Annotated in this window: 21 protein-coding genes and 1 pseudogene; 12 read left to right on the top strand and 10 right to left on the bottom strand. The window is 71.4% G+C overall.

Going from position 1 to position 25,236, the window contains the following annotated elements:
• Positions 1-127 precede the first annotated feature (127 nt).
• Together C2L59_RS04355 and C2L59_RS04350 are read left to right on the top strand one after the other, a co-directional pair.
• Positions 128-1,696, top strand: coding sequence for a sensor histidine kinase (locus C2L59_RS04355; protein ID WP_103348216.1), 1,569 nt, complete (start codon positions 128-130; stop codon positions 1,694-1,696).
• Entirely contained in the window at positions 1,693-2,352 is a 660-nt protein-coding gene (locus C2L59_RS04350; RefSeq protein ID WP_103348215.1) for a response regulator, read from the top strand. Before C2L59_RS04355 ends, C2L59_RS04350 begins: the two co-directional genes overlap by 4 nt.
• Here the strand turns inward: C2L59_RS04350 and C2L59_RS04345 are convergent.
• Complete coding sequence (locus tag C2L59_RS04345) at positions 2,312-3,421, bottom strand: FAD-dependent monooxygenase (protein ID WP_199198909.1); 1,110 nt, start codon at positions 3,419-3,421, stop codon at positions 2,312-2,314. The two genes, C2L59_RS04350 and C2L59_RS04345, sit on opposite strands and share 41 nt — an antisense overlap.
• On the opposite strand from C2L59_RS04345, the gene C2L59_RS04340 reads away from it, so the two are divergent.
• Positions 3,362-4,012 carry a TetR/AcrR family transcriptional regulator gene (locus C2L59_RS04340; protein ID WP_103348213.1) on the top strand — a complete coding sequence of 217 codons (651 nt, stop codon included), beginning with the start codon at positions 3,362-3,364 and terminating at the stop codon, positions 4,010-4,012. The genes C2L59_RS04345 and C2L59_RS04340 overlap by 60 nt on opposite strands.
• A gap of 25 nt (positions 4,013-4,037) precedes the next feature.
• Here the strand turns inward: C2L59_RS04340 and C2L59_RS04335 are convergent, their stop codons facing one another.
• The 4 genes from C2L59_RS04335 to C2L59_RS04320 form a co-directional block, all read right to left on the bottom strand.
• A complete protein-coding gene (locus C2L59_RS04335) occupies positions 4,038-4,814 on the bottom strand; it encodes an ABC transporter permease (RefSeq protein ID WP_103348212.1) in 777 nt (258 codons plus the stop codon).
• Entirely contained in the window at positions 4,811-5,725 is a 915-nt protein-coding gene (locus tag C2L59_RS04330; RefSeq protein WP_103348211.1) for an ATP-binding cassette domain-containing protein, read from the bottom strand. The genes C2L59_RS04335 and C2L59_RS04330 overlap by 4 nt, the downstream gene beginning before the upstream one ends.
• A 70-nt stretch (positions 5,726-5,795) precedes the next feature.
• A complete protein-coding gene (gene hrpB, locus C2L59_RS04325; RefSeq protein ID WP_103348210.1) occupies positions 5,796-8,258 on the bottom strand; it encodes an ATP-dependent helicase HrpB in 2,463 nt (820 codons plus the stop codon).
• A complete protein-coding gene (locus tag C2L59_RS04320; protein WP_103348209.1) occupies positions 8,255-9,085 on the bottom strand; it encodes a glutamate ABC transporter substrate-binding protein in 831 nt (276 codons plus the stop codon). The genes hrpB and C2L59_RS04320 overlap by 4 nt, the downstream gene beginning before the upstream one ends.
• A 76-nt stretch (positions 9,086-9,161) precedes the next feature.
• Here C2L59_RS04320 and C2L59_RS04315 point away from each other — a divergent pair, with 76 nt between their 5' ends.
• The 6 genes from C2L59_RS04315 (at position 9,162) to C2L59_RS04290 (ending at position 12,915) form a co-directional block, all read left to right on the top strand.
• Positions 9,162-9,668: a MauE/DoxX family redox-associated membrane protein gene (locus tag C2L59_RS04315; RefSeq protein WP_103348208.1), complete on the top strand. Its 507-nt coding sequence runs from the start codon at positions 9,162-9,164 to the stop codon at positions 9,666-9,668.
• A gap of 66 nt (positions 9,669-9,734) precedes the next feature.
• Positions 9,735-10,481: a thioredoxin domain-containing protein gene (locus C2L59_RS04310; protein WP_103348207.1), complete on the top strand. Its 747-nt coding sequence runs from the start codon at positions 9,735-9,737 to the stop codon at positions 10,479-10,481.
• 111 nt (positions 10,482-10,592) lie between these two features.
• Complete coding sequence (locus C2L59_RS04305; RefSeq protein ID WP_103348206.1) at positions 10,593-10,922, top strand: hypothetical protein; 330 nt, start codon at positions 10,593-10,595, stop codon at positions 10,920-10,922.
• Complete coding sequence (locus tag C2L59_RS04300; protein WP_103348205.1) at positions 10,919-12,040, top strand: C40 family peptidase; 1,122 nt, start codon at positions 10,919-10,921, stop codon at positions 12,038-12,040. Before C2L59_RS04305 ends, C2L59_RS04300 begins: the two co-directional genes overlap by 4 nt.
• Positions 12,041-12,043: 3 nt before the next feature.
• A complete protein-coding gene (locus tag C2L59_RS04295; protein ID WP_103348204.1) occupies positions 12,044-12,418 on the top strand; it encodes a hypothetical protein in 375 nt (124 codons plus the stop codon).
• Between the two features lie 5 nt (positions 12,419-12,423).
• On the top strand, positions 12,424-12,915 hold the full coding sequence (locus C2L59_RS04290) for a YbaB/EbfC family nucleoid-associated protein (protein ID WP_103348249.1): 492 nt from the start codon (positions 12,424-12,426) through the stop codon (positions 12,913-12,915).
• A 1-nt stretch (position 12,916) separates the two neighbouring features.
• On the opposite strand, the gene C2L59_RS04285 is transcribed toward C2L59_RS04290, so the two are convergent.
• Positions 12,917-14,053, bottom strand: a complete 1,137-nt coding sequence (locus tag C2L59_RS04285; RefSeq protein ID WP_103348203.1) for an epoxide hydrolase family protein — start codon at positions 14,051-14,053, stop codon at positions 12,917-12,919.
• A gap of 83 nt (positions 14,054-14,136) precedes the next feature.
• Here C2L59_RS04285 and C2L59_RS04280 point away from each other — a divergent pair, with 83 nt between their 5' ends.
• Positions 14,137-14,694 carry an ABATE domain-containing protein gene (locus C2L59_RS04280; protein ID WP_103348202.1) on the top strand — a complete coding sequence of 186 codons (558 nt, stop codon included), beginning with the start codon at positions 14,137-14,139 and terminating at the stop codon, positions 14,692-14,694.
• Between the two features lie 3 nt (positions 14,695-14,697).
• On the opposite strand, the gene C2L59_RS04275 is transcribed toward C2L59_RS04280, so the two are convergent.
• The gene (locus C2L59_RS04275; protein ID WP_233223269.1) at positions 14,698-15,135 is read right to left on the bottom strand and encodes a DUF664 domain-containing protein; all 438 of its coding nucleotides are present in this window, start codon (positions 15,133-15,135) and stop codon (positions 14,698-14,700) included.
• Between the two features lie 206 nt (positions 15,136-15,341).
• Here C2L59_RS04275 and C2L59_RS04270 point away from each other — a divergent pair, with 206 nt between their 5' ends.
• Positions 15,342-17,168, top strand: coding sequence for a glycoside hydrolase family 3 protein (locus C2L59_RS04270; RefSeq protein ID WP_103348201.1), 1,827 nt, complete (start codon positions 15,342-15,344; stop codon positions 17,166-17,168).
• Between the two features lie 28 nt (positions 17,169-17,196).
• Positions 17,197-18,465, top strand: a complete 1,269-nt coding sequence (locus tag C2L59_RS04265) for a ThuA domain-containing protein (protein WP_103348200.1) — start codon at positions 17,197-17,199, stop codon at positions 18,463-18,465.
• A gap of 51 nt (positions 18,466-18,516) precedes the next feature.
• Here the strand turns inward: C2L59_RS04265 and C2L59_RS04260 are convergent, their stop codons facing one another.
• The 3 genes and pseudogenes from C2L59_RS04260 to C2L59_RS04250 form a co-directional block, all read right to left on the bottom strand.
• Positions 18,517-22,305 (bottom strand): DNA topoisomerase (ATP-hydrolyzing), encoded by a 3,789-nt coding sequence (locus C2L59_RS04260; RefSeq protein WP_103348199.1) that lies wholly within the window; start codon positions 22,303-22,305, stop codon positions 18,517-18,519.
• A 29-nt stretch (positions 22,306-22,334) separates the two neighbouring features.
• Positions 22,335-24,386, bottom strand: coding sequence for a type IIA DNA topoisomerase subunit B (locus tag C2L59_RS04255; protein WP_103348198.1), 2,052 nt, complete (start codon positions 24,384-24,386; stop codon positions 22,335-22,337).
• Positions 24,387-24,519: 133 nt separating this feature from the next.
• Positions 24,520-25,236, bottom strand: a pseudogene (locus C2L59_RS04250) (hypothetical protein); the annotation flags it as partial.

The following is a 25,236-nucleotide window of genomic DNA, read 5'->3' as shown; positions in this document are numbered from 1 at the left end:
GTTGTGAGCAGTGCTCTCGCTCGACGGTGGGCGGTGCTCCTCTTCGAGAGCAGTGCTCACGAAGCCACGCTGAACCCTTGACTTTCGGCCGTGGTCGGCGGCCGGGGCCGGCTTGTAGCTTCGAACCGTGCGGGAGGTGGCGAAGCGCCGGTGGCGCGTGGTGTTCGACGTGCTGCTCGGGTTGTTCCTCGCGTTCGGCATCGTGACCGACACGGTCGACATCCGGTCGCCGTGGGAGACCGTCGGCGGGCTCGCCGTCGTGGTGGGTTCGGTGGCCACGGCTCGGCGGTACCCCGTCGTCTCGCTCGGCATCGCGCTGGCCGGGGCGCTCGCGGTGACCTTCCCGTTCGGCGACCACCTGCCCGTGTGGGTGGTGTTCGTGCTGGTCGCGATGGCCTATCAGGCCGGGCTGCGGATGGAACGGGCCCGGCCGGGCGTGCTGATCGGCGTCGCCGTCATGGTGATCGGGCTGCCGCTCGCGCTGGTCCTCGGGCCCGACGGCCTCGGCGACTGGGCGGCGATGGTGGCGATCCTCGTGTTCGCCGGGCTCTCGCCGTGGCTGCTCGGGCGGTACGTCCGGGTCCGCGGCGAGCTCGCCCGCACCGGCTGGCGTCGCGCCGAGGAAATGGAGAGCCGGCAGCGGCTGATCGCCGAGCAGGCGCGGCTGCGCGAGCGCGCGCGGATCGCCAGTGACATGCACGACTCGCTGGGGCACGAACTGAGCCTGATCGCCGTCCGGGCTGCCGCGCTGGAGGTCGCGGGCGGGCTCGGCGAGACCCAGCGCGACGCGGCCGGCCAGTTGCGCACCAGTGCCGCGGCGGCGACCGAGCGGCTGCGCGAGATCATCGGCGTGCTGCGCGAGGACGCCGCCCCGGTCGAGCCGGTGCAGGGCGACCTCGGCGAGCTGATCGCCCGGGCGCGGGCGTCGGGGCTGGCCATCGAGTCCACAGTGGACGTCGAGGCCGCGCCGCCGATGGTCGCCCGGGCCGCCTATCGGGTGGTTCAGGAGGCGTTGACGAACGTGGCGAAGCACGCGCCGGGCGCTGCGGTGACGGTCCGGGTGACCAGCGCCGGCGCGCAGACCGACGTCAGCGTCGTCAACGCGCGGCCGCCCGCCGGGCCGTTGCCCGGGGCGGCGTCCGGGCACCTCGGGCTGATCGGCCTGCGCGAGCGTGCGCGGCTCGTCGGCGGCGCCCTGCGGGCCGGCCCGCACGAGGGCGGCTTCGCCGTCACCGCGACGCTGCCGCACGGCGCCGCGCCGGCCGAGCTGCGGGAGGCCGACGACGACGAGCTCGGGGAGCCGACGTCCGCCCGGGCGCTGGAGCTGGCCCGCCGGGACGTGCGGCGCAGCCTGGTGCAGGCGATCGCCGTGCCGTGCGGGTTGTTCGGCGTGATGCTGGCGGTCAGCGGCGTCGTTTTCCTCTACCAGTGGAACTCCTCGGAGCTGCCCGGGCCGGTCTACGACGGGTTGCGGGTCGGGCAGTCCCGGGCCGAGGTGGCCCCGGAGCTGCCCGCGCACCAGCGGTCGGCCCGGCCGGTGCGGGGCGAGCCGCCGAGGCCCGCGGTGCCCGGTGTCGCGTGCGAGTACTACGGCACGGGCCGGTCGTGGCTCGACAACGACTACGCCGCCTACCGGTTGTGCTTCGCCGATGGGAAGCTGGTCGCCAAGGACAGATTCGCCGAGGGGGCATTGTGATCAGGGTCGTGCTGGCCGACGACGAAGCGTTGATGCGGGCGGGGGTGGCGGCGATCCTCGGGGCGGACCCGGGCATCGAGGTCGTCGCCGAGGCCGCCGACGGCCGGGAAGCGGTCTCCCAGGTGCTGGCCACGCACCCGGACGTGGTCCTGCTGGACATCCGGATGCCCGGCCTGGACGGCCTCGGCGCCGCCGCCGAGATCCGGCGCCTGCTGCCCGCCACCGGCGTGATCATGCTGACGACGTTCGGCGAGGACGACTACATCGAGCGCGCGCTGGGGCTCGGCGCGGGCGGGTTCCTGCTGAAGTCGGGCGACCCGCGCGAGCTCCTCGCCGGCATCCACGCGGTCGCCGGCGGGGCCGCGTTCCTCTCGCCGAAGGTGGCGCAGCGCGTGATCGCCCGCCTGTCCGGTGGCCAGCTGGCGCGCGCGGCCGCCGCCCGGGAAAAGATTGCTGCACTGACGCCGCGTGAGCGGGAAGTGCTGACGCTGCTGGGTTCCGGACTGTCCAATGCGGACATCGCCGCGAAGATGTTCGTCGTGGAGGGCACGGTGAAGGCGCACGTGAGCACGATCCTGACCCGGCTCGGCGTCAAGAACCGGGTGCAGGCGGCGATCACGGCGTACGAGGCAGGGCTGGTGGCCGCCAGCTCGTGATGCCCGCGCCGGCGCGGACGGCTTGCTTGGCCGGAAGGGTTTTCAGGACGGCCGTGCGCAGTTTCGCCGCGACCGGGTTGGTCAGCTGAGGGCCGAGCTTGCCCATCCGGACGGAAGCGCGGGCGACCTGCTGGCTGCGCGGCCGCCGTTGCCGGTCATAGCGTGCGAGGTGTTCTACGTCCTTTGCGGACATGGTGTGCGCGAGGACGACCGCGTCTTCGAGGGCCTGGCAGCCGCCCTGGCCGAGGAACGGCGGCATCGCGTGGGCGGCGTCGCCGAGCAGGGCGATGCGGCCGCGGGTGTAGCTCGGCAGGGGCGTGCCGAGGTGGTAGAGGTCGTGGTGCAGAACGTTTTCCGGCGGGGTGGCGTCGATGAGGGCCGGGATCGGGTCGTGCCAGCCGGTTGCCGGGGGTTTCTCCGGCCGGTGGCCGGGCTCGCCGCGGTAGCAGATCCACCAGTAGACGTCGTCGCCGGTGAGCGGCAGGACGCCGACCTCGGTGCCGCGGCCGAAGCTGGTGCTGAGGCGCGTGTAGGGGAGCCGGGCGACGCCGCGGAACGCCGAGCTGCCGGAGTGCACCGGCTCGGGGTGGTGCGGGAAGAGCGTGCGGCGGATCCGGCTGCGGATGCCGTCGGCGGCGACGACGAGGTCGGCGTGCAGTTCTCCGCCGGCGAAGCGGACCAAGCCGTCTTCGCGGACGTCGGTGACTTCGGCGTCGGTGATGAGGCTTTCGGCGGGGATGGCGTCGCGAAGGGCGGCGATGAGGTCACGGCGGTGAACCGCGGCGAGCGGACCCCCGTGGCGGCGTTCGAACTCCGCGGCGTCAAAGCGGGTGATCCGCCGGCCGCGAGGGTCGCGAAGGCCGCCTTCGCGCTGGACGGCCAGGCGGTCGCCGAGGTCGACGCCGAGTTCCTGCAGGCACCTCTGGGCGTTCGGCCAGAGCGAGATCCCGGCGCCGACGTCGCCGAACTCCCCCGCTCGTTCGAGGACGGTGACCTCCCAGCCGACCCGGTGCAGCCCGGCGGCCGCCGCCAGTCCGCCGATGCCACCGCCCACCACTACTGCGTGCATGTGCCCTCCTCTACAGATGTAGAGGACTCTACACCTGTAGAGTGCCGGGTTGTGGAGCGAGTGGATGTGATCGGCGACGCAGCGATCGAGGTGATCGCGGCGGAGGGGATGCGCGGGCTGACGCACCGGGCGGTCGACCGGGCGGCGGGGCTGCCGGTGGGGTCGACGTCGTACTACGCGCGTACGCGGGCGGCGCTCTTGGAGCTGGCGATCGCGCGGATCGTCTTCCTGGACCAGGTCATGCCGGCCTCCGGGTCGTTGCCGGAGTTCATCGCGGGGTATGCGTTCGAAGCGATTACATCGGGCCGGACGCGGATGCTGGCGCGGTACGAGTTCGCGTTGGAGGCAACGCGGCGCCCGGAGCTGCGGGCGGTCTACGACGAGGGCGGCCTGCTGATCCGCCGGCACGCCGCCGAGGTGCTGGAGGCGGCGGGTTCCGCGGACCCGGTCCGGCACGCTCGGGTGGTGGTGGACTGGATGGAGGGCACGATCTTCGGCGCGTTGGCGGGAACGGGGTCGCTGGCGCCGCCGACACGCGAGTCGCTGGTGGCGAGCGCGCGGGAGATCCTGGCGGGGATCGGCGTGGGGTGACCCGCGCAGATCCCCGCCGCGCGCCTCAGGCGTCTCGGCGGCGCAACACCGCCGTGCCCGCGAGCAGCGCGGCCGCTGCCCAGGCCGCGCAGATCACCAGGCCGACCCATGGTGCGTACGGGGCCACCGTCATCGTCAGCGGGTTGGGCTTGCCCGCCGCCACCATTGCGTTGATTCCCGCGATTCCCGGGAAGTACGGCATGGCCTCCGGCAACCCGAGCGATGCCACGATCATGGGCAACGGCACCAGCAGCACGATCACCGACACCAGCGTCCCGGCCGCGCTTCGCAGGGCCCAGCCGATTCCCGTGCACAGCACGCCCAAGAGGGCGAAGTAACCTCCCGTGCCCGAGGCCGTGGTGAAACCCTCCTCGAGGGTGGTCGGCAGGCCGTGGCCGTTCTTCACCGCCTCGGCCAGGGCCATGCCCGCGCACGACGACAGCACTCCGTACGCGAACAGCACCGGCAGCAGCACTGCCGCCTTCGCGAGGGCCACCCGGGCGCGTACCGGGGTCCACAGCAGCGTCGATCGGATGCCGCCGCCGGCGTATTCGCTCGTCACGAACAACGTTGCCAGGGCTATTGCCGCGAACTGGGTCAGGTACACCGCGCCGCCCAGGGTGACGGTGGCTGCGCTCTGCGGGTCGTCCTCGTAGTACTGCGCTATCGCCGACAGCGTGGCGTAGCACAGCATCAATGCCGTTCCCGCCGCCAGGCACCACCAGGTGGCCCGGACCGACCAGAACTTGGTCCACTCCGCCGCCACCGCGCCGGACAGGCCGCCGCGCGTTTCCGTCCTCATGCCGATACCCCGTATTCCACCGAAGAAGCCGTCAGCTCCAGGTACGCCTGCTCCAGGGACGCCCGCCGCTCGGTGAGGCCGTGGATGCGGATGGCCAGCTCGTGCACCAGGTCGCCCACGCGGGTTACGTCGATGCCGTCCACCAGCAGTTCGCCCGGCTCGCCCGGGTGGGTCAGGCCGCCTTCGGCGCGCACCCTCGCGTCCAAAGCAGAGCGTTCGGCGTCGGCTGGGACGTGGACCGAGACCGTTGTGCGGGAATTGCCCGCGATGAACTCCGCCACTGGGGCGTCGGCCAGGAGGCGGCCCTTGCCGATCACCACCAGGTGATCCGCCGTCAGCTGCATTTCGCTCATCAGGTGGCTCGAGACGAACACCGTCCGGCCCTCCGCCGCCAGGGAGCGCATCAGCTGGCGGACCCAGCGGACGCCGTCCGGGTCGAGGCCGTTGACCGGCTCGTCGAACAGCAGCACCGCCGGGTCGCCCAGCAGGGCGCCCGCGATGCCGAGCCGCTGGCCCATGCCGAGGGAGAACTGGCCGGCTCGCTTGCCGGCCACGTCCGAAAGGCCGACGGTCGCCAGTACCTCCTCCACGCGGCTCGTCGCGATGCCGTTGCTGCGGGCCATGGCCAGCAGGTGCTTCCCCGCGCTGCGGCCCGGGTGCAGGGCCTTGGCGTCGAGCAACGCGCCGACCTCGCGCAACGGGTGCCGCAGTTCGGCGTAACGCCGGCCGCTGACCAGGGCTTCGCCGGCTTGGGGGTGGTCGAGGCCGACGGTCATCCGCATGGTCGTCGACTTGCCCGCGCCGTTCGGGCCGAGGAATCCGGTCACCCGGCCCGGGCCGATGTCGCACGTCAGTGCGTCGACGACGGTTTTCTCGCCGTAGCGTTTCGTGAGTCCGCTGAGGGTGATCATGCGTCGAAGTCTGCGGCCCGCGGGGGTGCGCGGGCATCGGACGGCGGTCGCGGGCCGCCCCCGACTTTCGTCAGGTGCGGCGGCGGGTGTGGCGGGTCGGGACGGCGGTCGCGGGGTCCTCCGGCCACGGGTGTTTGGGGTAGCGGCCACGCAGGTCGGCGCGCACGGCCGGGTAGCCGCCGGTCCAGAAGCCCGCGAGGTCGGCGGTGATCGCCGCGGGGCGGCCGGCGGGGGAGAGCAGGTGCAGCACCACCGGCACGCCGGCGATCACCGGGGTTTCGGTCCAGCCGAAAGTTTCCTGGAGCTTGACGGCGAGGACCGGCTGGTCACCGCGGTAGTCGACGCGGATGTGCGACCCCGACGGCACTTCGAGGCGGTCCGGGGCCAGGTCGTCGAGCTTCGCCGCTTCCGGCCAGGGAAGGAGGGCTTTGAGGGCGGTGCCCGCGTTGATGTTGGCGAGGTCGGCCTTGCGGCGGGCCGAGCCGAGGTCCAGCCAGCTGTCCACATCGGACAGTAGGGCGGTGTCGTCGACCGGCGGCCACGGCGGGCCGAGGACGCGGTGGAGGAACGCCAGGCGTTCGCGCAGGCGGGTCGCGTCCTGGCTCCAGTTGAGGAGGCCGAGCCCTTCGGCTTCGAGGCCGGCGACGAGGGCGTCGTGGACGTCGGGGTGCTTGAGGGGCTTTTCGGACAGGACGATGGCGCCGAGCTTGCGGACGCGCCGGGCGACCACGTCGCCGTCCCAGGTGATTTCGTCCACTTCGGACACCTCGCCGGCGCGGACGGCGAGGCTTTCGTCGGCGGCCGCGGCGAGGCGGATGGTGCCGTGGACGCGGCCGGGATCGCGGGTGGCTTCGGCGATCGCCAGCCACTCGGAGCCGAGGCCGCTGCCGGGTGGCAGTTCGGCGGCGGTGCCGCCGGCCATCAGGTAGACGGGGGCGCCGCCGGGACGCCGCTTGGCGAGCCGTTCCGGGTGCGCGAGGGCCACGACCAGCGCGGGATCGGGGCGCGGGGTGGGAGACCGATCGGTCGAGCCCGGCCGGTTCCGGGTGGTGCCGGTGGCTGAAGGAGACCGATCGGTCCCCTCATCCGCGCCCCGGGCCGGCACCAAGCCCTCCAGCCGGCGGACCTCGCGCTTCCAGCGTCGTGACGCCTCGTCGCCCGCCGAGCGCAAGCGGCGTAGCTCAGCGTCCACGTCCGTCAGCGTTGCGCCCGCGTCGAGCAACGCCACCACCTCCGCCGCGTTGTGCGGGCCCACGGCCGCAGCTCCGTCCAGCAACGCGCGGGCCAACCTCGGGTGCAGCCCCAGCTCGGCCATCCGCCGTCCGCGGGGGGTCACCGTTCCGTCCGGCGACGTCGCGCCCAACGTCACCAGCAGCGCCCGGCCCGCCGCCAGCGCTCCCTCGCCCGGCGGGTCCCACCACGCCAGCCCGCTTCCGTCGGGCGTCGACCAGCACGCCAGCTCCAACGCCAGGCGGGCCAGCTCGGCCGTGCGGATCTCCGGCTCCGGGTACGCCGGCAGCGTCGCCTGCTCGTGCTCGGCCCAGCAGCGGTACGCCCGCCCCGGTGCCTCGCGGCCCGCGCGGCCGGACCGCTGGGCCGCCACCGCCGCCGACACCCGGACCGTCGCCAGGCCCGGCAGGCCGCGGCGGTGGTCGACCCGCGGGACGCGCGCCAGGCCCGAGTCCACCACCGCGCGCACGCCCGGGACCGTCAGGCTCGACTCCGCCACCGCCGTCGCCAGCACCACCCGGCGCCGGGACCGCGGCCGCAGCGCGTCGTCCTGGTGCGCCGCCGACAGCCGGCCGTGCAGGGGAAGAACGTCCACATCGGACAGTCGCAGCAATCCCGACGTGCGCGCGATTTCCCCGGCCCCGGGCAGGAAAGCGAGCACGTCGCCGTCTCCCGATGACAACGCCGTCCGCACCGCCCGCGCGACGCACGCCTCGACGCGCTCCCCGCGTGCCGGTGGGACGTACGAAAACTCCACGGGATACGTGCGGGCCGTGGCCGTGACCACCGGGGCGTCGCCGAGCAACGCCGCCAGCCGGCCCGCCGCCACCGTGGCCGACGTCGCCAGGAGGCGCAGGTCGTCGCGCAGGCCGGCGCGGACGTCCAGGAGGAGCGCCAGCAGCAGGTCCGCGTCCAGGTGCCGCTCGTGGCACTCGTCGAGCAGCACCGTCGAGACGCCCGGCAGCTCCGGGTCGCCCTGCACGCGGCGCACCAGGAGCCCCGACGTCACGACCTCGATCCGCGTGCGGGCCGAAACCTTCCGGTCGCCGCGCACCGCGTAACCCACCGTCTCGCCGACCGGTTCGCCCAGCAGCGCGGCCATCCGCGCCGCCGCCGCGCGGGCCGCCAGCCGCCGCGGCTCGGCCACCACCACGCGACCGGAACCGGCTTCGGCGAGGGCGAGCGGGACCAGCGTCGTCTTGCCCGTGCCCGGTGGGGCCACCAGCACCGCCGTGCCGTGCGCGGCCAGCGCGGCGACGACGTCGGGCAGCACGGACCGGACCGGCAGGTCGGGCAGCTTCACTTCGACGTGACCTCGGGGGGTGGGGGCAGCTGGTAGCCGGACGGGCCGATGTTCGCGTTGAGCGAGCGCAGCCATTCGCCGGAGGAGATCATCTTCCGGATCGCGTCGTCGACCGCGGCCACCCCCTGCGTGTCGTCCTTGCGCAGGCCGATGCCGTAGTCCTCCTTCGAGAACGGCTTGCCGACGAGCTTCAGCAGCTCCGGGTCGCGCGCGACGTACCCGGCCAGGATCACCCCGTCCGTGGTCACCGCGTCGATCTGGCCGGCGAGCAGCGCGGTCACGCAGTCGGAGTACCGCGGGTACTCGACCAGCTGGACGGCCTGGGCGAACTTGTCCTTGACCTGCTGCGCCGGCGTCGAGCCGGTGACCGAGCACAGCCGGCGCCCGTTGAGCGCCTCCGGCCCGGCGATGTCGGCCGAGGTCCGGCGCACCAGCAGGTCCTGGCCGGTGGTGAAGTACGGGCCGGCGAACGAGACGAGCTGCTTGCGCTTGCCGGTGATCGAATAGGTCGCCACGACCAGGTCGACCGCGCCCGAGGTGAGGTCCGTCTCGCGCGTCGCCGGCGTCGTCTCGTGCCAGGTGATGTCCTTCGCGGCGACACCCAGCTCCGAAGCGACGAAAGTCGCGACATCGACGTCGAACCCGACGAACCGGCCGTCGATCGTGTGCTCGGAAAGGCCCGGCGCGTCGAACCGGATGCCGATGGTCAGGTGATCCGTGGCACTCGCCCGGGTGACGAGCGAGTCGGTGGGCGAGACCCGGCCGGGGCCGCAGGCCGCCACCGTGACCAGGAGCAACGCCGAGCCGAGGAGCGCACGCCACCGCATCCGGCCGCTCCCTCCGCCTCACGTGGTTCTCAGGTCCCCCCGATAGCCTAAGTGCGTGGTGCGACCGTCCCAACCCGTGCTGAACACCGTCGGCACGCTCGCCCGGCTCGGGCTGGCGGCCGTCTGGCTCGTTTCCGGTGCGCTGAAGCTGGCGGACCCCGGCCAGACGCTGATCGCCGTGCAGGCGTACGACGTGCTGCCGGACGCACTCGAAAACGTGGTGGCCATCGCGCTGCCGCTCGTCGAACTCGTGCTCGGGCTGTTCCTGCTCGCCGGCCTGGCGACCCGCTGGGCCGCCGGGGTCGCGCTGGGGCTGCTCGTCGTGCTCATCGCCGGCATCGCCCAGTCGTGGGCCCGCGGGCTGAGCATCGACTGCGGGTGCTTCGGCGGCGGCGGCCAGGTGGCGGCGGGGCAGACGGAGTACCCGCAGGAAATCCTCCGCGACACAGGGTTCGCGCTGCTCGCCGCCTGGTTGCTGGCGCGCCCCCGCACCTGGCTGTCGATCGACGGCTGGCTCGCGCGAGGTCGCGGGAACTCGGGCGAACCCGGGCACGACTACTCGGGTATCGCGGAAGGGAACTGATACACGGTGGGTGGAGCTGAGCGGACCGCTCGGAAGCGTCGTCAGGCGGCGCAGGCCGGTCCGAATGTGGTCGCGCAGGCCCGGGGGACCTCGGGTGACCGGCGGAAGTGGATCATCGGGATCGGAGCCGTGGTCGTCGTGGCCGCGCTCGTGATCGGCGGGGTGATCTGGACGATCGCGGACCGGAACAAGACCGAGGGCCAGGTGATCGATCCGGGCCAGAAGACGAGCGCGCTGGCGGGCGATGTCACCCAGAAGCGTGACGGCGTGGTCGTCACCGTCGGCAAGACCGGCGCCAAGGCCTCGATCGACGTCTACGCGGACTTCCTCTGCCCGATCTGCGGCCAGTTCGAGAAGGAGTACAAGAGCGAGATCGAGCAGGCCGTCAACGACGGCAAGCTGCAGGTCCGCTACCACATGGTGCCCCTGCTCAACGACCGCTCGAGCCCGCCGGGGTACTCGCTGGACTCGGCGAACGCGGCGCTGGCCGCGGCCGACGCCGGCAAGTTCGTCGAGTACCACGACGCGTTGTTCGCGAACCAGCCCGAAGAAGGCAAGCGCGGCTACGACAAGGCGCAGCTGATCGAGCTCGGCCGGAACGTCGGGATCACCGACCCCGCGTTCGCCCAGACGATCAACGCGGGCACCTACGACGAGCAGCTCAACGCGGCGTTCCAGCAGATCGGGAACGACCCGAAGCTGGTGCAGGACTTCGGCGGCGGCCAGCGCGGGTTCGGCACGCCGACGGTCACCGCGAACGGCGCGATCGTCTCCTGGCAGGACTCCGGCTGGCTCGCGAAGGTCACCGGCTGACCCGGGGCAATTCGCCCACCCGGGCACGGAACGTCGACTAGGCTGACGGCCGCACCAGGGGAACCGGGGGTGGCGCGCGCACGTCGCACCTGTCGGTGACAGGGAGGGCCAGTGGAAGGTTCGGGATTTCACGTCGACGACGGCGCGTACACGCGGTACGCGCGCGAAGTCGACCCGCTCGGTGACGACGTCAAGGGCGCGGCCGAGGAGCACGTCGGCCCGCACGTGACGCTCGGCGGCCACGGTTTTTCGGAGATGGGCGGCGAGTCCGGCTTTTCCGGGGCTTACAGCGGCCGGATGCGGGCGCTGCAGGAACGCCTGCACCGCGTCGGCGGCGGCTGGCAGCAGGTCGGCGCCGCCGCCCGGCAGACCGACCGCAACTACACGGCGGTCGAGGCCGACCACGGCGACGTCCTGCGGCGGCTGGGCGGCGACGCATGACCGAGCACGCCGACCTGCTCGTCCGGCACGGCCTGGACACGACCAACCAGTTCGCGCAGAAGCTGCGCCACGACCCGGCGGCCATCGGCGGCGCCCGGGACGCCCACGTCGCGCTCCGGACGTCGGTGGGCCGCACCCGCGATGTCGCGTCGGATCAGCGCGTTTCGCTGGCCTCCGCCAGTTCCGGCGCCACGGCCGACCGCGCCACGGCGACGTCGCAGAGCCTGGAGAAGGAGGTCCAGGACCTCCTCGACGAGAGCGCCGAGATCGAGAAGGCCGTCGCCGAAGCGGCCGAGACGCTGCACGTCGGCGAGATCAAGAACGACCAGGTGCGCGACCGGATCATCAAGGAGATTTCGGCGTCGATGAAGGCGCTCGAGGCGGTGAAGACCATCCAGCCGCCGGAGAGCCGCGGCGCCGCGTCGCGCGACATCCTGCTGAAGCTGCAGACCAAGATCAGCCAGCTGACCGGCCAGGCGGCGACCTTCAGCGAGCAGACGATCACCGACCTCACCGCGATCGGCACCCGCCTCGGCGGCGAAGACCAGTCGACGTCGGCCTCCTCCGCGTCGACGAAGGTCGGGTCGTCCTTCAACAGCAACAGCGGCTACTCCGGCGGCTCCGACGGCGGCGGAGGCGGCGGTGGGGGAGGCGGTGGCGGCGGAGGCGGCGCTGTGCACAAGCCGCGCCTGCCGGTGGCGATCCCGCCGCAGCCCGGCACCGGCGTCGCGATCAACCTGCCCGGCGGCAAGCAGGTCATGGCGCCGAACGAGACCGCCGCCAAGGCGGTGCGCAACGCGCTTTCGCAGCTCGGCGTGCCGTACGTCTGGGGCGGCACCGCGCGCGGGGTCGGCCTCGACTGCAGCGGGCTGACCATGACGTCGTACCAGGACGCGGGCCTGCAGCTGCCGCGCACGGCGGCGCAGCAGACGGTCGGGGCCGAAGTGCCCTCGATCGACCAGCTGCTGCCCGGCGACCTGGTCGTCTGGTCCGGGCACGTGGCGATGGTGATCGGCGACGGCCAGATGATCGAGGCCGGCGACCCGGTGCAGATCAGCAAGATCCGCACCACGAACGCCGGGCAGTCGTTCATCGGCTTCTACCGGCCCACGGGGTGAGCGATGGCTGAATTCGACGTCGACCTGGCCGCGGCCCGCGTGGCCGAGCAGGCAGCGCGGGCGGGCGCGGAGGTTTCCGCGCGGCTGGCCCGCTCGGGTCCGGTGGTGGGCAAGGCGGAGTCCGACGGCATCGAGGTCCAGGTGGCGCCGGGCGGGCTGCTGACCGGCGTGACGATCCACCGGTCGGCGTTGCGGCACGGGTCCGCGGTGCTCGCCGACCGGATCTTCGAGCTGGCGCAGCGCGCGACCCGCCGCGCGGGCGACCGGATGTACCACGCGCTGGCGCCGGTCGTCGACCGCGAGCAGCTCGAAACCCTGGGCTACGAACCGATCCCGGACGACGACCCGGACGCCGACACCTACACCTACGGAAGGTGACCGCGGTGATCACGACCCGCCAGCTCATCGCCCAGGCCCGCGCCCGCGAAGAGGCGATGGCCCGGGTGGAGGAGCTGCTCGCGTCGGCGTCCGGCACGGCGCACGACCTCGACGGCCAGGTCGAGGTCACGGTCGACGCGCGCGGCAAGCTCCTGCGGCTGTGGCTCGCGCCGACGGCGGTCGACCTGGGCGAACGCTTGGGGCCGCTGGTCGTCGAGATCGCCCAGGCGGCCATGCGCGAGGCGACCCAGGACGGCTACAACAAGGTCGCCCTGCTGCTCGGCGAGGACATGACCGCGATGATCGAGCAGCTGACCGGGGTGCCGGCCCCGGCCCGCGCGGAGGACGACGACCCGGGGATGACGGTCGAGGAGTTCCAGCGGCTGCGAGAGGAGCGGCTGGGGTCCGCTCCGGCGCCGGCGGCGCCTTCGAGCGTCGAGGACGAGGACGCGTACTGGGAGTCCTTCGACCCGGCTTCGCTGCGCTCGGACCGGTAGTTCAGGCGGCCAGCACGGCCGTCAGGCCCGCTCGCAGGTCTTCGACGAAGTACCCGGGGACCTCCAGCGACGGGAAGTGCCCGCCCCGTTCGGGCGACCGCCAGCGGACGATCCGCCGGTACCGCTCCTGCGCCCAGGGACGCGGGTACTTCTCGATGTCGCGGGGGTACATGGTGATCGCCGCGGGGACGTCGACCCGCAGCTCGGGATCGAGCGAGTCGTGGCTCTCGTAGTAGATGCGCGCCGCCGAGGCGCCGGACCGCGTCAGCCAGTACAGCGTGACGTCGTCGAGGACGCGGTCCCGGGAGATCGTCTCGAACGGGCTGTCTTCGGTGTCCGACCACTCGGCGAACTTGTCGAGGATCCAGGCGAGCAGCCCGACCGGTGAGTCGACCAGCGAGTAGCCGATCGTCTGCGGCCGGGTCGCCTGCTGCTTCGCGTACGCCGCGCGGTGGCGCCAGAAGTGGCGGGTTTCCTCGGCCCACCGGCGTTCCGCCGCCGTCAGCCCGTCCGTCGAGGCTCCCGGCGGTCCCTCGGCGAACGTCGTGTGGATGCCCAGGACCTGCTCCGGGAAGCGGCCGCCGAGGACCGTGGTGATGTTGCCGCCCCAGTCGCCCCCGTGGGCGGCGAACCGGTCGTAGCCGAGCCGGCCCATCAGCTCCACCCAGGCGGCCGCGATCCTTTCGGTGCCCCACCCGGTGGTGGCCGGCTTGTCGCTGTACCCGAAGCCGGGCAGCGACGGAACGACGACGTGGAACGCCGGCGCGGTCGCGGCTTCCGGGTCGGCCAGCTCGTCCACGACGTCGACGAACTCGGCGATGCTGCCCGGCCAGCCGTGCGTCAGCAGCAGCGGTGTGGCGTCCGCGCGCGGGGACCGGCGGTGCAGGAAGTGGATGCCCAGCCCGTCGATCGTCGTGCGGAACTGGCCGATCCGGTCGAGGCGCGCTTCGAACGCCCGCCAGTCGTAGCCGGTGCGCCAGTAGGCCACGACGTCGGCGAGGTCGGCGAGCGGGACGCCCTGGTGCCAGCCGCGGACCGGCTCGCGCTCCGGCAGCCGCGCCGCGGCCAGCCGGACGCGCAGGTCGGCGAGGTCGGCGTCGGGGGCGTGGGCTTCGAACGGGTGCACGTCGGTGGGCATGAGACCTCCTGGCCATCGTCGGAACCGGCTAAGACGGTTCTAACACGGCTCCGCGCCGGCTTGCAACCGGCTAAGGTGGTTCCATGCCTGCTGGGTTCCCCGACTTCCGCCTCGGTAGCGTGCTGGCCACGAGCTTCACGGCGACCCTGACCGAGCGTTGCGGCGACGCGGTGGAGCGCATCCCGACGCCGCAGCGGCTCGTCGACTGGCTGGCCGTCAGCGGCCTCGCCGTGGAGTCGTGCACCGGCGAGCAGCTCGAACTCGCCCGGGAACTGCGGGAGTCGATCCACGCCGCCGCGACCGCGGCCGCGACCCAGGCTGCCCTCCCGGCGCCGGCGGTCCGGGTCATCAACGACCGCAGCGCCCAGGGCCGGGCCGCGGCCGTCCTGACGCCGGAAGGCGAGCGGCGCTGGCGGCTCGGCTCGGCTTCCGGCGTCGAAGACGCCCTCGGGGTGATCGCCGCCGACGCGATCGGCATCATCTCCGGCGAACGGGACGGGAAGCTGGCCCTGTGCGCCTCGCCGACCTGCCGGGCCGCCTTCTTCGACACCAGCCAGAGCCGCACCCGCCGGTGGTGCGACATGAACACGTGCGGGAACCGGCAGAAGAAGGCGCGCTTCCACGCCAAGAACGTCGGGTGAGCGTCAGGCCGGCTGGGCCGTGGAGTTCGCGCCGTCCAAGGACTCCCGGATGATGTCCGCGTGGCCGGCGTGCTGGGCCGTCTCGTGGATCAGGTGCAGCACGATCCGGCGGGCCGACCAGAACTGCGGCTCCGGGGGCGACCACGGGGTCGTCGGCAGCCGGACCTCGATGTCCAGGGACGGCAGCGAAGCCACGTACTCGTCCGTCGCCGCGGCGGCCTCCGCGTAAGCCGCGAGCCAGTGCGAGAGCGTCTCGCTCATCGCGTACTGGTCCGTGTCGAGCATGCCCTCCGGCAGGGAACCGTCGGCGGTGCGGAGGATCTGCAGCCACAGGCGCTCGCCGGTGGCCAGGTGGCGGATCAGGCCGCCGAGGGTCAGCTCGCTGACCGTCGTGCGGCGGGCCGCATCGGCGTCCGAAACGTCGCGCGCCGGGATCAGCAAGCCTTGCGGACTTCGGCCAGCAGGCCGAGGAGGTCGTCGTGTTCGCGGGTCATACGGACACCGTAGGGACGAATCAGGTCAGTCTCCGGCCGGAACGGTCCGTCCCGCTGACCGGCACCCGAGTTCGGTCAGAGGTCTGGACCAACGCGAACGGCTATGCATTAATTCAAGGCGTGAATTTTGGTCTCTCGACGAGGAGGACCCGGATGCGCTTCGGACGCAGGCTGGGCATCGGCGCGCTGGCCGTGAGCTTGCTGCTGGCGTCGGAGACGCCCGCGCTCGCCGGGAACGGCCCGGCCTACAAGGATTCCCGGCGACCGGTCAAGGTCCGGGTCGCCGATCTGCTCTCCCGGATGAGCCTCGACGACAAGCTCGGCCAGATGATGCAGGCCGAACGGCTCGGGGTGAAGAGCCCGGCGGACGTCACGACCGGGCGGCTCGGGTCGCTGCTCTCCGGCGGCAGCTCGCAGCCGACCCCGAACACGCCCGTCACCTGGGCCGACATGTACGACGGCTTCCAGAAGGCGGCCCTCGCCACGCCGCTGGGCATCCCGCTCGTCTACGGCGTCGACGCCGTGCACGGCCACAACGGCCTCTACGGCGCCACGGTCTTCCCGCACAACATCGGCCTCGGCGCGACGCGCGACCCGCGGCTGGTCGAGAAGATCGGCCGCGCCACCGCGGAGGAGGTCTCCGGCACCGGAATCGACTGGGACTTCGCGCCCTGCCTGTGCGTCGCCCGCAACGACCGCTGGGGCCGCACCTACGAGTCCTTCGGCGAGGTCCCGCAGCTGGCCACCGAGATGACGTCGATCATCACCGGCCTGCAGGGGCGCCGGCTGAACCAGCCGGGTTCGGTCATGGCCACCGCCAAACACTACGTCGGCGACGGCGGCACCACCGGCGGGGTCAACGAAGGCAACACCGAAATCAGTGAGCAGGAACTGCGCGCGATCCACCTGCCGCCGTTCAAGGCCGCCGTCCAGCGCGGGGTCGGCTCGGTGATGATCTCCTACAGCAGCTGGAACGGCGTCAAGATGCACGCCGGCTCGTACCTGATCAACGACGTCCTCAAGAAGGAACTCGGCTTCACCGGGATCGTCGTTTCGGACTACAACGGCGTCGACAAGATCGACGGCAAGAGCGGGTTCACCCCCGAAGAGGTCGAGGCCGCCATCAACGCCGGCATCGACATGGTGATGGTGCCCTACGAGTGGCAGAAGTTCATCGACACGCTGCGGACGCTGGTGGAGCAGGGCCGCGTGCCGATGTCCCGGATCGACGACGCCAACCGCCGCATCCTGACCAAGAAGTTCGAGCTCGGCCTGTTCGAGCACCCGTTGACCGACCGGCGGTTCCTGAACACCATCGGCAGCAAGCCGCACCGCGACCTCGCGCGCCAGGCCGTGCGGGAATCGCAGGTGCTGCTGAAGAACGACCACCACGTCCTGCCGCTTCCGAAGCGCGGCAAGATCTTCGTGGCCGGCAAGAACGCCGACGACCTCGGCAACCAGTCCGGCGGCTGGACGGTCGGCTGGCAGGGCACCAGCGGCCCGGTCATCCCGGGCACCACCATCCTGCAGGGCATCGAGCAGAAGGCCGCCGCGGTGACCTACGCCAAGGACGCCACCGGGATCGACAAGAGCTACGACGTCGCCGTCGCGGTTGTGGGGGAGACGCCGTACGCCGAGGGCAAGGGCGACCGGCCGCAGGGGATGGGGCTGGACGCCACCGATCTCGCCACGCTGCAGAAGCTGAAGGACTCCGGCGTGCCGACCGTCGTCGTGCTGGTGTCCGGGCGCCCCCTGGACATCGCGGGGCAGCTGCCGGACTGGGCCGGGCTCGTCGAATCCTGGCTGCCGGGCAGCGAAGGACAGGGCGTGGCCGACGTCCTCTTCGGCGACTACAACCCGACCGGCAAGCTGCCGGTGACCTGGATGCGCAGCGCCGACCAGCAGCCGATCAACGTCGGCGACGGCAAGCCCGCGCTCTTCCCCTTCGGCTACGGCCTGCACTACCCGCGCCACTGGTGATCCCCGTCCCCACCGGAAGGAACATCGCATGCCACGCCGTCCCCTGCTCAGAATCCTGGCCTTCTTCGCCGCCTGCCTAGGCCTTTCGCTGGGTGCGCCGGCGGTCCAGGCCGCCACGCCGTTCAAGGTGCTGGCCTTCTACAGCGGCAGCTACGACGCTGCGCACATCAGTTTCGAGAAGGAAGCCAACGTCTGGTTCCCGCAGCAGGCGGCGGCCAACGGCTTCACCTACACCGCGACGACCGACTGGAACCGGCTTACCAGCCTGACCAAGGCCACCGCTGACGTCGTGCTGTTCCTCGACGACCAGCCGCAGTCGGCCGCGCAGTTCCAGGGCTTCCAGACCTACATGCAGAACGGGGGCGGGTTCTTCGGCTTCCACGTCACGGCGTACAACGACAGCTCGACGCCGTCGTACGCGAACTGGTTCCACAACGACTTCCTCGGCACCGGCCGGTTCACGTCGAACACGTGGGGCCCGACGCCGGAGACGCTGAAGATCGAGAACCGCACCCACCCCTCGACGGTGAACCTGCCGGCGACGATCCGGTCGTCGACGTCCGAGTGGTACGCGTGGCAGAACGACCTGCGGCAGAACGGCAACATCACCATCCTGGCCTCGATGGACTCCTCCACCTTCCCGATCGGCACCGACCCGAACCAGACCTGGAACAGCGGTTACTACCCGATCGCGTGGACGAACAAGAACTACAAGATGCTGTACGCCAACTTCGGCCACAACGCGATGAACTACGACACGAACACGGCGCTGTCGTCGACGTTCGAAAGCGCCGACCAGAACCGGTTCGTGCTCGACGGCTTGAAGTGGCTCGGCGGCGGCTCGACCGGCCCGACCGACCCGGGCACGATCGACCCGGCGGCCTGGTACGCCGTGACGAACAAGGCGTCCGGCAAGTGCATCGACGCCCGCGCGGCGGGCAGCGCCAACGGCACGGTAATCCAGCAGTACACGTGCAACGGCACCACGGCCCAGCAGTACCAGTTCGCCCCGACCAGCGGCGGCTACGACCGGATCAACAACCGCACGAACGCGGCGGAAGTCATCGACGTCACGGACGTGTCGACGGCGGACAACGCGGGCCTGCAGCTGTGGTCCTACAGCGGCGGCGGCAACCAGCAGTGGCAGCCGGTGTCCGAGGGCGGCGGGTACTACCACTTCGTCGCCCGCCACAGCGGCAAGTGCCTGACCGTGCCGGGCTCGTCGACGGCGGACAGCGTCCAGCTGGTCCAGGCGGCCTGCAGCGGCAGCGCCGCTCAGTCGTTCAAGGTCGCCTAGCGGGTCGTGGGTGTTCAGGCGGGTGCTGACCCGCCTGAACACCCACGACCGTCAGCCGCGTTCGATGAGGTGGCCCACCACGTCCGGGCCCGGGTGGGCGTGGCCCGAACCGTCGCGGCGGACGTCGATCTCCGGCAGTTCCACCGGGTCGCCGTTGCGCGCCGCACCCGCCGGACGCGGGCCGATCCACGCCACCCGCAGCTCCGTCTCGCCCTTGAGGAACCGCTGGGCGCGGACGCCGCCCGTGGCGCGGCCCTTCGCCGGGTACTCGCTGAACGGCGTCACCTTCACGCTCTGGCCCGTCGCGGTGATCACCATCGGCTCGCCGTGCTCGTCGTCGTCCGTGCGGATCGCCCCGAAGAACACCACCGAGCCCGAGCCCACGTTGATGCCCGCCATGCCGCCGCCCTTGAGGCCCTGCGGGCGGACCAGGGAGGCCGCGTACTTCAGCAGGGACGCCTCGGACGACACGAACGCCAGCGTCTCCGAACCGTCCGTCAGCCAGGACGCGCCGACGACCTCGTCGCCGTCCTTGAGGGAAATCACCTCGAACTCGTCCGAGCGGACCGGCCACTCCGGCGAACAGATCTTCACCACGCCGGCCTTCGTGCCCAGGGCCAGACCCGGTGAGCCGGCTGCCTGCTCGCCCAGCGGCGCGATCCCGACGACCGTCTCGCCCTTCTCCAGCGGCACCAGTTCCTTCGCCGCCATGCCGCCGCGCAGCGAGACCGTGCCGGCCTGCTCGGGCAGCACCGGCAGCGGCAACACGTCCGTCTTGAACGCCCGGCCCCGGCTGGTCACCAGCAGCACCTGGCCGCGGGCGGTCGTGTGGACCAGGGCCGCCACCGCGTCGTGCTTCACGCGGCCGTTGCGGCGACGCGTCTCGGTCGCTTCTTCGGACTCGGCCGCGGTGCGGGCCACCAGCCCGGTCGCCGAGAGGATCACCTGGCACGGGTCGTCCGCGACTTCGAGCGGACCCGAAGGCTTCGACGCGGCCAGGACCTCCTTCAGGTCGCCGTCGATCAGCGCGGTGCGGCGCTCGGTCGGGAAGTCCTTCGCGATCTTCGCCAGCTCCGCCGAGACGAGCTTCTTCAGCACCGACTCGTCGTCGAGGATCTTGGACAGCTCGGCGATCTCCTCGCGCAGCCGCTCCTGCTCCGCCTCCAGCTCGAGGCGGTCGTACTTGGTCAGGCGGCGTAGGGGCGTGTCCAGGATGTAGGTCGCTTGGATCTCCGAGAGCTTGAAGCGCGTCATCAAGCCGTCCTTCGCGGCCTGCGCGTTTTCGCTCTCGCGGATGAGCTTGATCACCTTGTCGATGTTCAGCAGCGCGATCAGCAGGCCGTCGACCAGGTGCAGGCGCTCTTCGCGCTTGCGGCGCCGGTACTTCGTGCGCCGCGTGACGACGTCGTAGCGGTGGCGGAGGAAGACCTCGAGGAGTTCCTTGAGGCCCAGGGTCTGCGGCTGGCCGTCGACGAGGACCAGGTTGTTGATGCCGAACGACTGCTCCAGCGGCGTCAGCCGGTAGAGGTCGGCCAGCAGGGCCTGCGGGTTGACGCCGACCTTGCACTCGACGACCAGCCGCGTGCCGTTCTCGCGGTCGGTGAGGTCCTTGACGTCGGCGATGCCGGTGAGCCGCTTGGACTTGTTGACCTCGTCGGTGATCTTCTCGATCACCTTCTCCGGCCCGACGCCGTAGGGCAGTTCGGTGACGGTGATCGCCTGCCGCCCGCGGCTGCCTTCGAGGGGCCCGGTCTCGCAGTTCGCGCGCATCCGGACCACGCCGCGGCCGGTCTCGTACGCGCGGCGGACCTCGTCCAGGCCGAGCAGGCTGCCACCGGTCGGCAGGTCGGGGCCGGGCACGAACTCCATCAGCTTGTCGAGCGTCGCGGACGGATGCGTGATCAGCCACCGCGCGGCGGCGATGACCTCGCCGAGGTTGTGCGGGATCATGTTGGTCGCCATCCCGACCGCGATCCCGGATGTGCCGTTGACCAGCAGGTTCGGGAAGGCCGCGGGGAGCACGGAGGGCTCTTCGAGCGAGCCGTCGTAGTTGAAGCGGAAGTCGACGGTGTCCTCGCCGAGCTCGCCGACCAGCTGCATGGCTTCGGGGGACATGCGGGCTTCGGTGTACCGCGAAGCAGCCGGGCCGTCGTCCGGACTGCCGAAGTTGCCGTGGCCGTCGATCAGCGGCGCGTTCAGGGAAAAGTCCTGAGCGAGGCGCACCATCGCGTCGTAGATCGCGGTATCGCCGTGCGGGTGGTACTTGCCCATGCAGTTGTGGACGGCGAATCCCTCGACCACGAATTCGTGTGCTTCGGTACCCACCTGGATGTCGTAGGTGACGTCCGGCTCGACGGGCTCGACCGACACCACTTCGAGGAACGAGAACCCCTTGAGCGCGTCCAGCCGCTCGGCGAGCGGAGAGCCGATGCGGCGGAGCTTGGTGATCCAGCCGTCCTGGTGCGCCCGCGCGAGGGGGAACGAGCGGTCGGCGAGCGCGGTGCCGGGCCTGTCCTTGCCGTAGCGGGCCTTGGCCCCGCTCACCGCGGACAACGAAGCCCGGAAGGCGGCTCCCTCGGTGTCGCGGAACCAGCCGCCGCCGATGTGGGCGGCCGAGAACTCGGCCATGACGCCCTTGGCGGGCAGCCGGTCGTTGCCCTGCTTGCCGCCGTAGCCGTAGGTGATCTCCGTGAGCTTTTCCAGGTCTTGCTGCTTGTAGCCGATCGTGAGCCACGGCGCCAGGAAACCGGCGAGTGCCGCGGCGTCGGATCCGCTGACCGAAAGGCCCAGCAACGTCTTGTGACCTTCGGGCTTCGGACTGGTCCAGTGGTGACCGTGGATCCCCAGGTCCGCGAGCATCGCGTAGACCTGCCGGACGAGGGTCTCGCTCGTGCTGACGTAGACCAGCTCGCGGTGGTTCTTGCGGATGTAACCGTCGCCGTCGAAGAGACCCGCGAGGAACGGCGCCCAGCTCGAACGGTCCGCGAGAACGTCCGCCGGGACAGTTTTCGCGTCGCTGAGCGGGCTTCCCGCCGCGAGGAGGCCATCGTGGCGGGCGAAGGTGAGGATGTGCTGGTCGCGCCATTCCGGCTCGGCCGCGGCGCGGATTCCCCGCGAGACACCGAGTCCGTGGGTCGTTGCCCATTCGTACACGGCGTCGAGCGGCTCGACGTCGCACAGGTGGATCCGGACGCGGCCGTCCGCGGCACGGTTGCGGTCGACCGCGAATCCCTCGGCCGTGATCAGGCCGAGGAGGTAGGCGTAGCGATCGCCACCCACAGGCCGGTTCTCGGCGCGAGCCCGCCCGTAGGCCACGGTGCGCCGTCCGGTGAGATCGCGGGCGTCCGTCCACGTCAGGCTCGAGTCTTCGGCCACGGTCCGGAACCGCTGCCCCGGGGTGACGAGCATTGTGTGCCCGTTCGACCAGGTGACACGCACCAGGTCGGAGGCCGGGTTCTCGTAGACCTCGGTGACGGGAACGGATTGCCCTCGACCGTCAAGGACCCGGTCGCCGATCTCGATCTCTTCGATCGGCCGCAAGCCGGCCGGGGTCGACACCAGCGCGCCGCGCACGAAGCAGTCCCCGACCACGCGGGACGACTTCACATACGCGTGCGTGGGCCGGTAACCCTGCTCGTGCATGGAGAAGAGAATCCGGCGGTGCACCGGCTTCAGCCCGTCACGTGCGTCCGGGAGGGCGCGTGAGTGGATGACCGAGTACGCGTACTCCAGGTAGCTGTCTTCGATCTCGGTCTTCAGCGAGTTGTCGAAGACGTGCGCACCGGGGGAGTCGAACGCGCTGGGATCGACCTTGGTGGTGGGGCCCTTGCGGCGTGCCACGGTAGAACTCCTTGGTAGCTACGAAAAACTCAGGCGTCGATGGCTTCGCGGTCGATCCGGTCCGAAGAGGCGACCAGCCAGTTCCGCCGGGGCTCGACCTTCTCGCCCATCAGCAGTTCCAGCGCGCCTTCGGCGGCTTCGACGTCGTCCATGGTGATGCGGCGGACCGAGCGGGTGGCCGGGTTCATCGTGGTCTCCCACAGCTCGTCGGCATCCATCTCGCCGAGACCCTTGAACCGCGGTACCGGGGTGACGATGCTCTTGCCGGCCCGCTCCAGCTCGGCGAACTTCGTCTCCATCTCCTGCTGCGTGTACGTGAAGTGCGTCTCCGGGTTGCGGCCCTTCGTGACGAGCTTGTGCAGCGGCGGCATCGCCGCGTACAGCCGGCCGTCCTCGATCACCGGGCGCATGTACTTCGCGAACAGCGTGATCAGGAGCGTGCGGATGTGCGAGCCGTCGACGTCCGCGTCGGCCATCAGGATCACCCGGCCGTAGCGCATGGTCGTCAGGTCGAACGTGCGGCCGGTGCCCGCGCCCAGGACCTGCACGATCGACGCGATTTCGGCGTTCTTCAGCGTGTCGCCCAGTGACGCCTTCTGGACGTTCAGGATCTTGCCGCGCAGCGGTAGCAGCGCCTGGTACTCCGACACGCGCGCCATCCGCGCCGATCCCAGCGCGCTGTCGCCCTCGACCAGGAACAGCTCGCTGCGGGCGACGCCGGTGGTGCGGCAGTCGACCAGCTTCGGCGGCATCGCCGCGCCCTCCAGCGCGGTCTTGCGCCGGGCCGCGTCCTTCTGCTGCTTCTGGGTGAGCCGGACGCGGGAGGCGTCGACCACCTTCTGCAGCACGACCTTGGCCTCGGACTTGGTCTTGCGGTCCTCGGTCCACGCCTTGACGTGCTTGTCGACGATGCCCTGCAGCACGCGGGTGATCCCGGCGGTGGACAGCTCGTCCTTGGTCTGCGAGGTGAACTGCGGCTCCGGCAGCCGGACGTGCACCACAGCCGTCATGCCCTCGAGCACGTCCTCGATCGTCGGCATGTCCTCCTTGGGCTTGAGCAGCCCGCGGGTCTTGGAGATGGCCTCCTGCAACGCCTTCGTCACCGCGCGGTCGAACCCGCGGCGGTGGGTGCCGCCGTGGACGTTGCGGATCGTGTTGGTGAAGCATTCGACCGTGCGCTCGTAGCCGGTGCCCCAGCGCAGCGCCACCTCGACCTCGGCGTGGCGCTCCACATTGGACTGCATGACCCCGGCGGCGTCGGCCGCGTTCTCCTTGTACGTGCCTTCGCCGGTGATCAGCAGCGTGCCGCAGACCGGCTTGTCGCCCGACGGCGTCAGGAAGTCGACCATGTCGGCCAGGCCGTGCGGGAAGTGGAACGTCTCTTCGTTGATCGTGTCTTCGATCGCCGTGCGCAGCACGTACGTGACGCCCGGGACGAGGAACGCGGTGTTGCGCAGCTTCGCCCGCACGCCTTCGACGTCGAGCGCCGCGCCGGACTCGAAGTAGCGCGCGTCGTACCAGTAGCGGATCGACGTGCCGCTGCGCTCGCCGCGCTTCATCTTGCCGGTGACGTTCAGCCCGGACCGGCGGGTGAACTTCGCTTTCGGCCCTGGCGCGTCGAAGGTGCCGGGGATGCCGTGCTTGAACGACATCTGGTGGACTTTGCCCTCTTGCTTCACCGTGACGTCGAAGCGGTGCGACAGCGCGTTGACCGCAGAAGCGCCGACGCCGTGCAGGCCGCCGGAGGTCTTGTAGCCGGAGCCGCCGAACTTGCCGCCGGCGTGCAGGCGGGTCAGCACCAGCTCGACGCCGGACAAACCGGACTTGGCGTGGGTGCCGGTCGGGATGCCGCGGCCGTCGTCGTCCACCTGGACGCTGCCGTCGGCGTGCAGCGTGACGACGATCTTCGTCGCGTAGCCCGCGACACCCTCGTCCGTGGAGTTGTCCACCACTTCGGAGAAGAGGTGGTTGATGCCCCGGCTGTCGGTGGAACCGATGTACATCCCGGGGCGTTTGCGGACGGCTTCGAGACCCTCGAGATGCGTCAGGTCGTCGGCCCCGTACAAGGTCTCGGCAGTCACAGGGTCGTTCTCCCGGATCGTGGCTCGCGAAAGTGCTGGTGGCGGTGCGGACTGGCCTGCACCGTACTGCAGGATATCCGCCCGCCCCGACAGTTTTCGCGCGCTCCCGTCCCCGGAGTGCGTGCGCCGCCCGCTAGCGGGGGTCGTAGCCCAGGTCGGGCCACAGGCCCAGCAGGGCTTCGATCTTCCGCGGGACCTGGAAGCTGTTCCGGAAGTTCGGCTTCTCGCCGATCGCGGCGAGGGCCTTGCGGAGGTCGCCGAAGGCCGGTTTGGCGGCCGACTGCCGGGTCAGCACGTAGCAGTACGTACGACGGGGGTACGCGAACTCGTCGATGTACGCCTGCAGCACGAGCCCGGGGGCCTCGATCCGCGAACCGACGAGGGGCCGGCCCTGTTTCTGGCTGTAGACGGGGATCACGTGCACGCCCGTGCGCAGCGTGCGCGGCGGGTCCTGGCCCTGGCCGTCGTCGGCCCAGAGCAGCTCGACGCGGAACGGCGATTCGCCGTTCTCGCCGGGGTGGGTGTACTCGCGCTGCAGCTCTTCGAGCCGGTACGCGGCCTCGGCGTTCGGTTCGCCGCCTTCGACGAGGCTGACCAGGTACAGCTCGGCCGGGCGGGGCCAGGACGGCCGGGGCACGTCGGTGGCTTCGGGGGCCTCGGGGGTCTCCGTGGCTTCCGGCTCGGCCGCAACCGGTTCCGTGGTGGCGGCGGTTTCCGTGGTGGTCGTCTCCGTGGCTTCGGGCCGCTCCGGGGTGGCGGGCTGCTCCGGAGCAGGTTCCGCCGGAACGTCCGCGGCCGGGACGGCCGGGCGGACGGGGGACGGCGGCGGCGTGGGCGCCGGGCGGACCGG

The organism is Amycolatopsis sp. CA-128772 (assembly GCF_002904295.1).
Taxonomy (GTDB): Bacteria; Actinomycetota; Actinomycetes; order Mycobacteriales; family Pseudonocardiaceae; genus Amycolatopsis.
This window is presented reverse-complemented; position numbering and strand designations above follow the sequence as displayed.

Coding starts and splice junctions, on each gene's coding strand:
- C2L59_RS04335 (WP_103348212.1), bottom strand. CDS start 4,814: ATGAGGACGGAAACGCGCGGCGGCCTGTCCGGCGCGGTGGCGGCGGAG.
- C2L59_RS04320 (WP_103348209.1), bottom strand. CDS start 9,085: ATGCGGTGGCGTGCGCTCCTCGGCTCGGCGTTGCTCCTGGTCACGGTG.
- C2L59_RS04300 (WP_103348205.1), top strand. CDS start 10,919: ATGACCGAGCACGCCGACCTGCTCGTCCGGCACGGCCTGGACACGACC.
- C2L59_RS04280 (WP_103348202.1), top strand. CDS start 14,137: ATGCCTGCTGGGTTCCCCGACTTCCGCCTCGGTAGCGTGCTGGCCACG.
- C2L59_RS04295 (WP_103348204.1), top strand. CDS start 12,044: ATGGCTGAATTCGACGTCGACCTGGCCGCGGCCCGCGTGGCCGAGCAG.
- C2L59_RS04330 (WP_103348211.1), bottom strand. CDS start 5,725: ATGATCACCCTCAGCGGACTCACGAAACGCTACGGCGAGAAAACCGTC.
- C2L59_RS04285 (WP_103348203.1), bottom strand. CDS start 14,053: ATGCCCACCGACGTGCACCCGTTCGAAGCCCACGCCCCCGACGCCGAC.
- C2L59_RS04270 (WP_103348201.1), top strand. CDS start 15,342: ATGCGCTTCGGACGCAGGCTGGGCATCGGCGCGCTGGCCGTGAGCTTG.
- C2L59_RS04265 (WP_103348200.1), top strand. CDS start 17,197: ATGCCACGCCGTCCCCTGCTCAGAATCCTGGCCTTCTTCGCCGCCTGC.
- C2L59_RS04345 (WP_199198909.1), bottom strand. CDS start 3,421: ATGCACGCAGTAGTGGTGGGCGGTGGCATCGGCGGACTGGCGGCGGCC.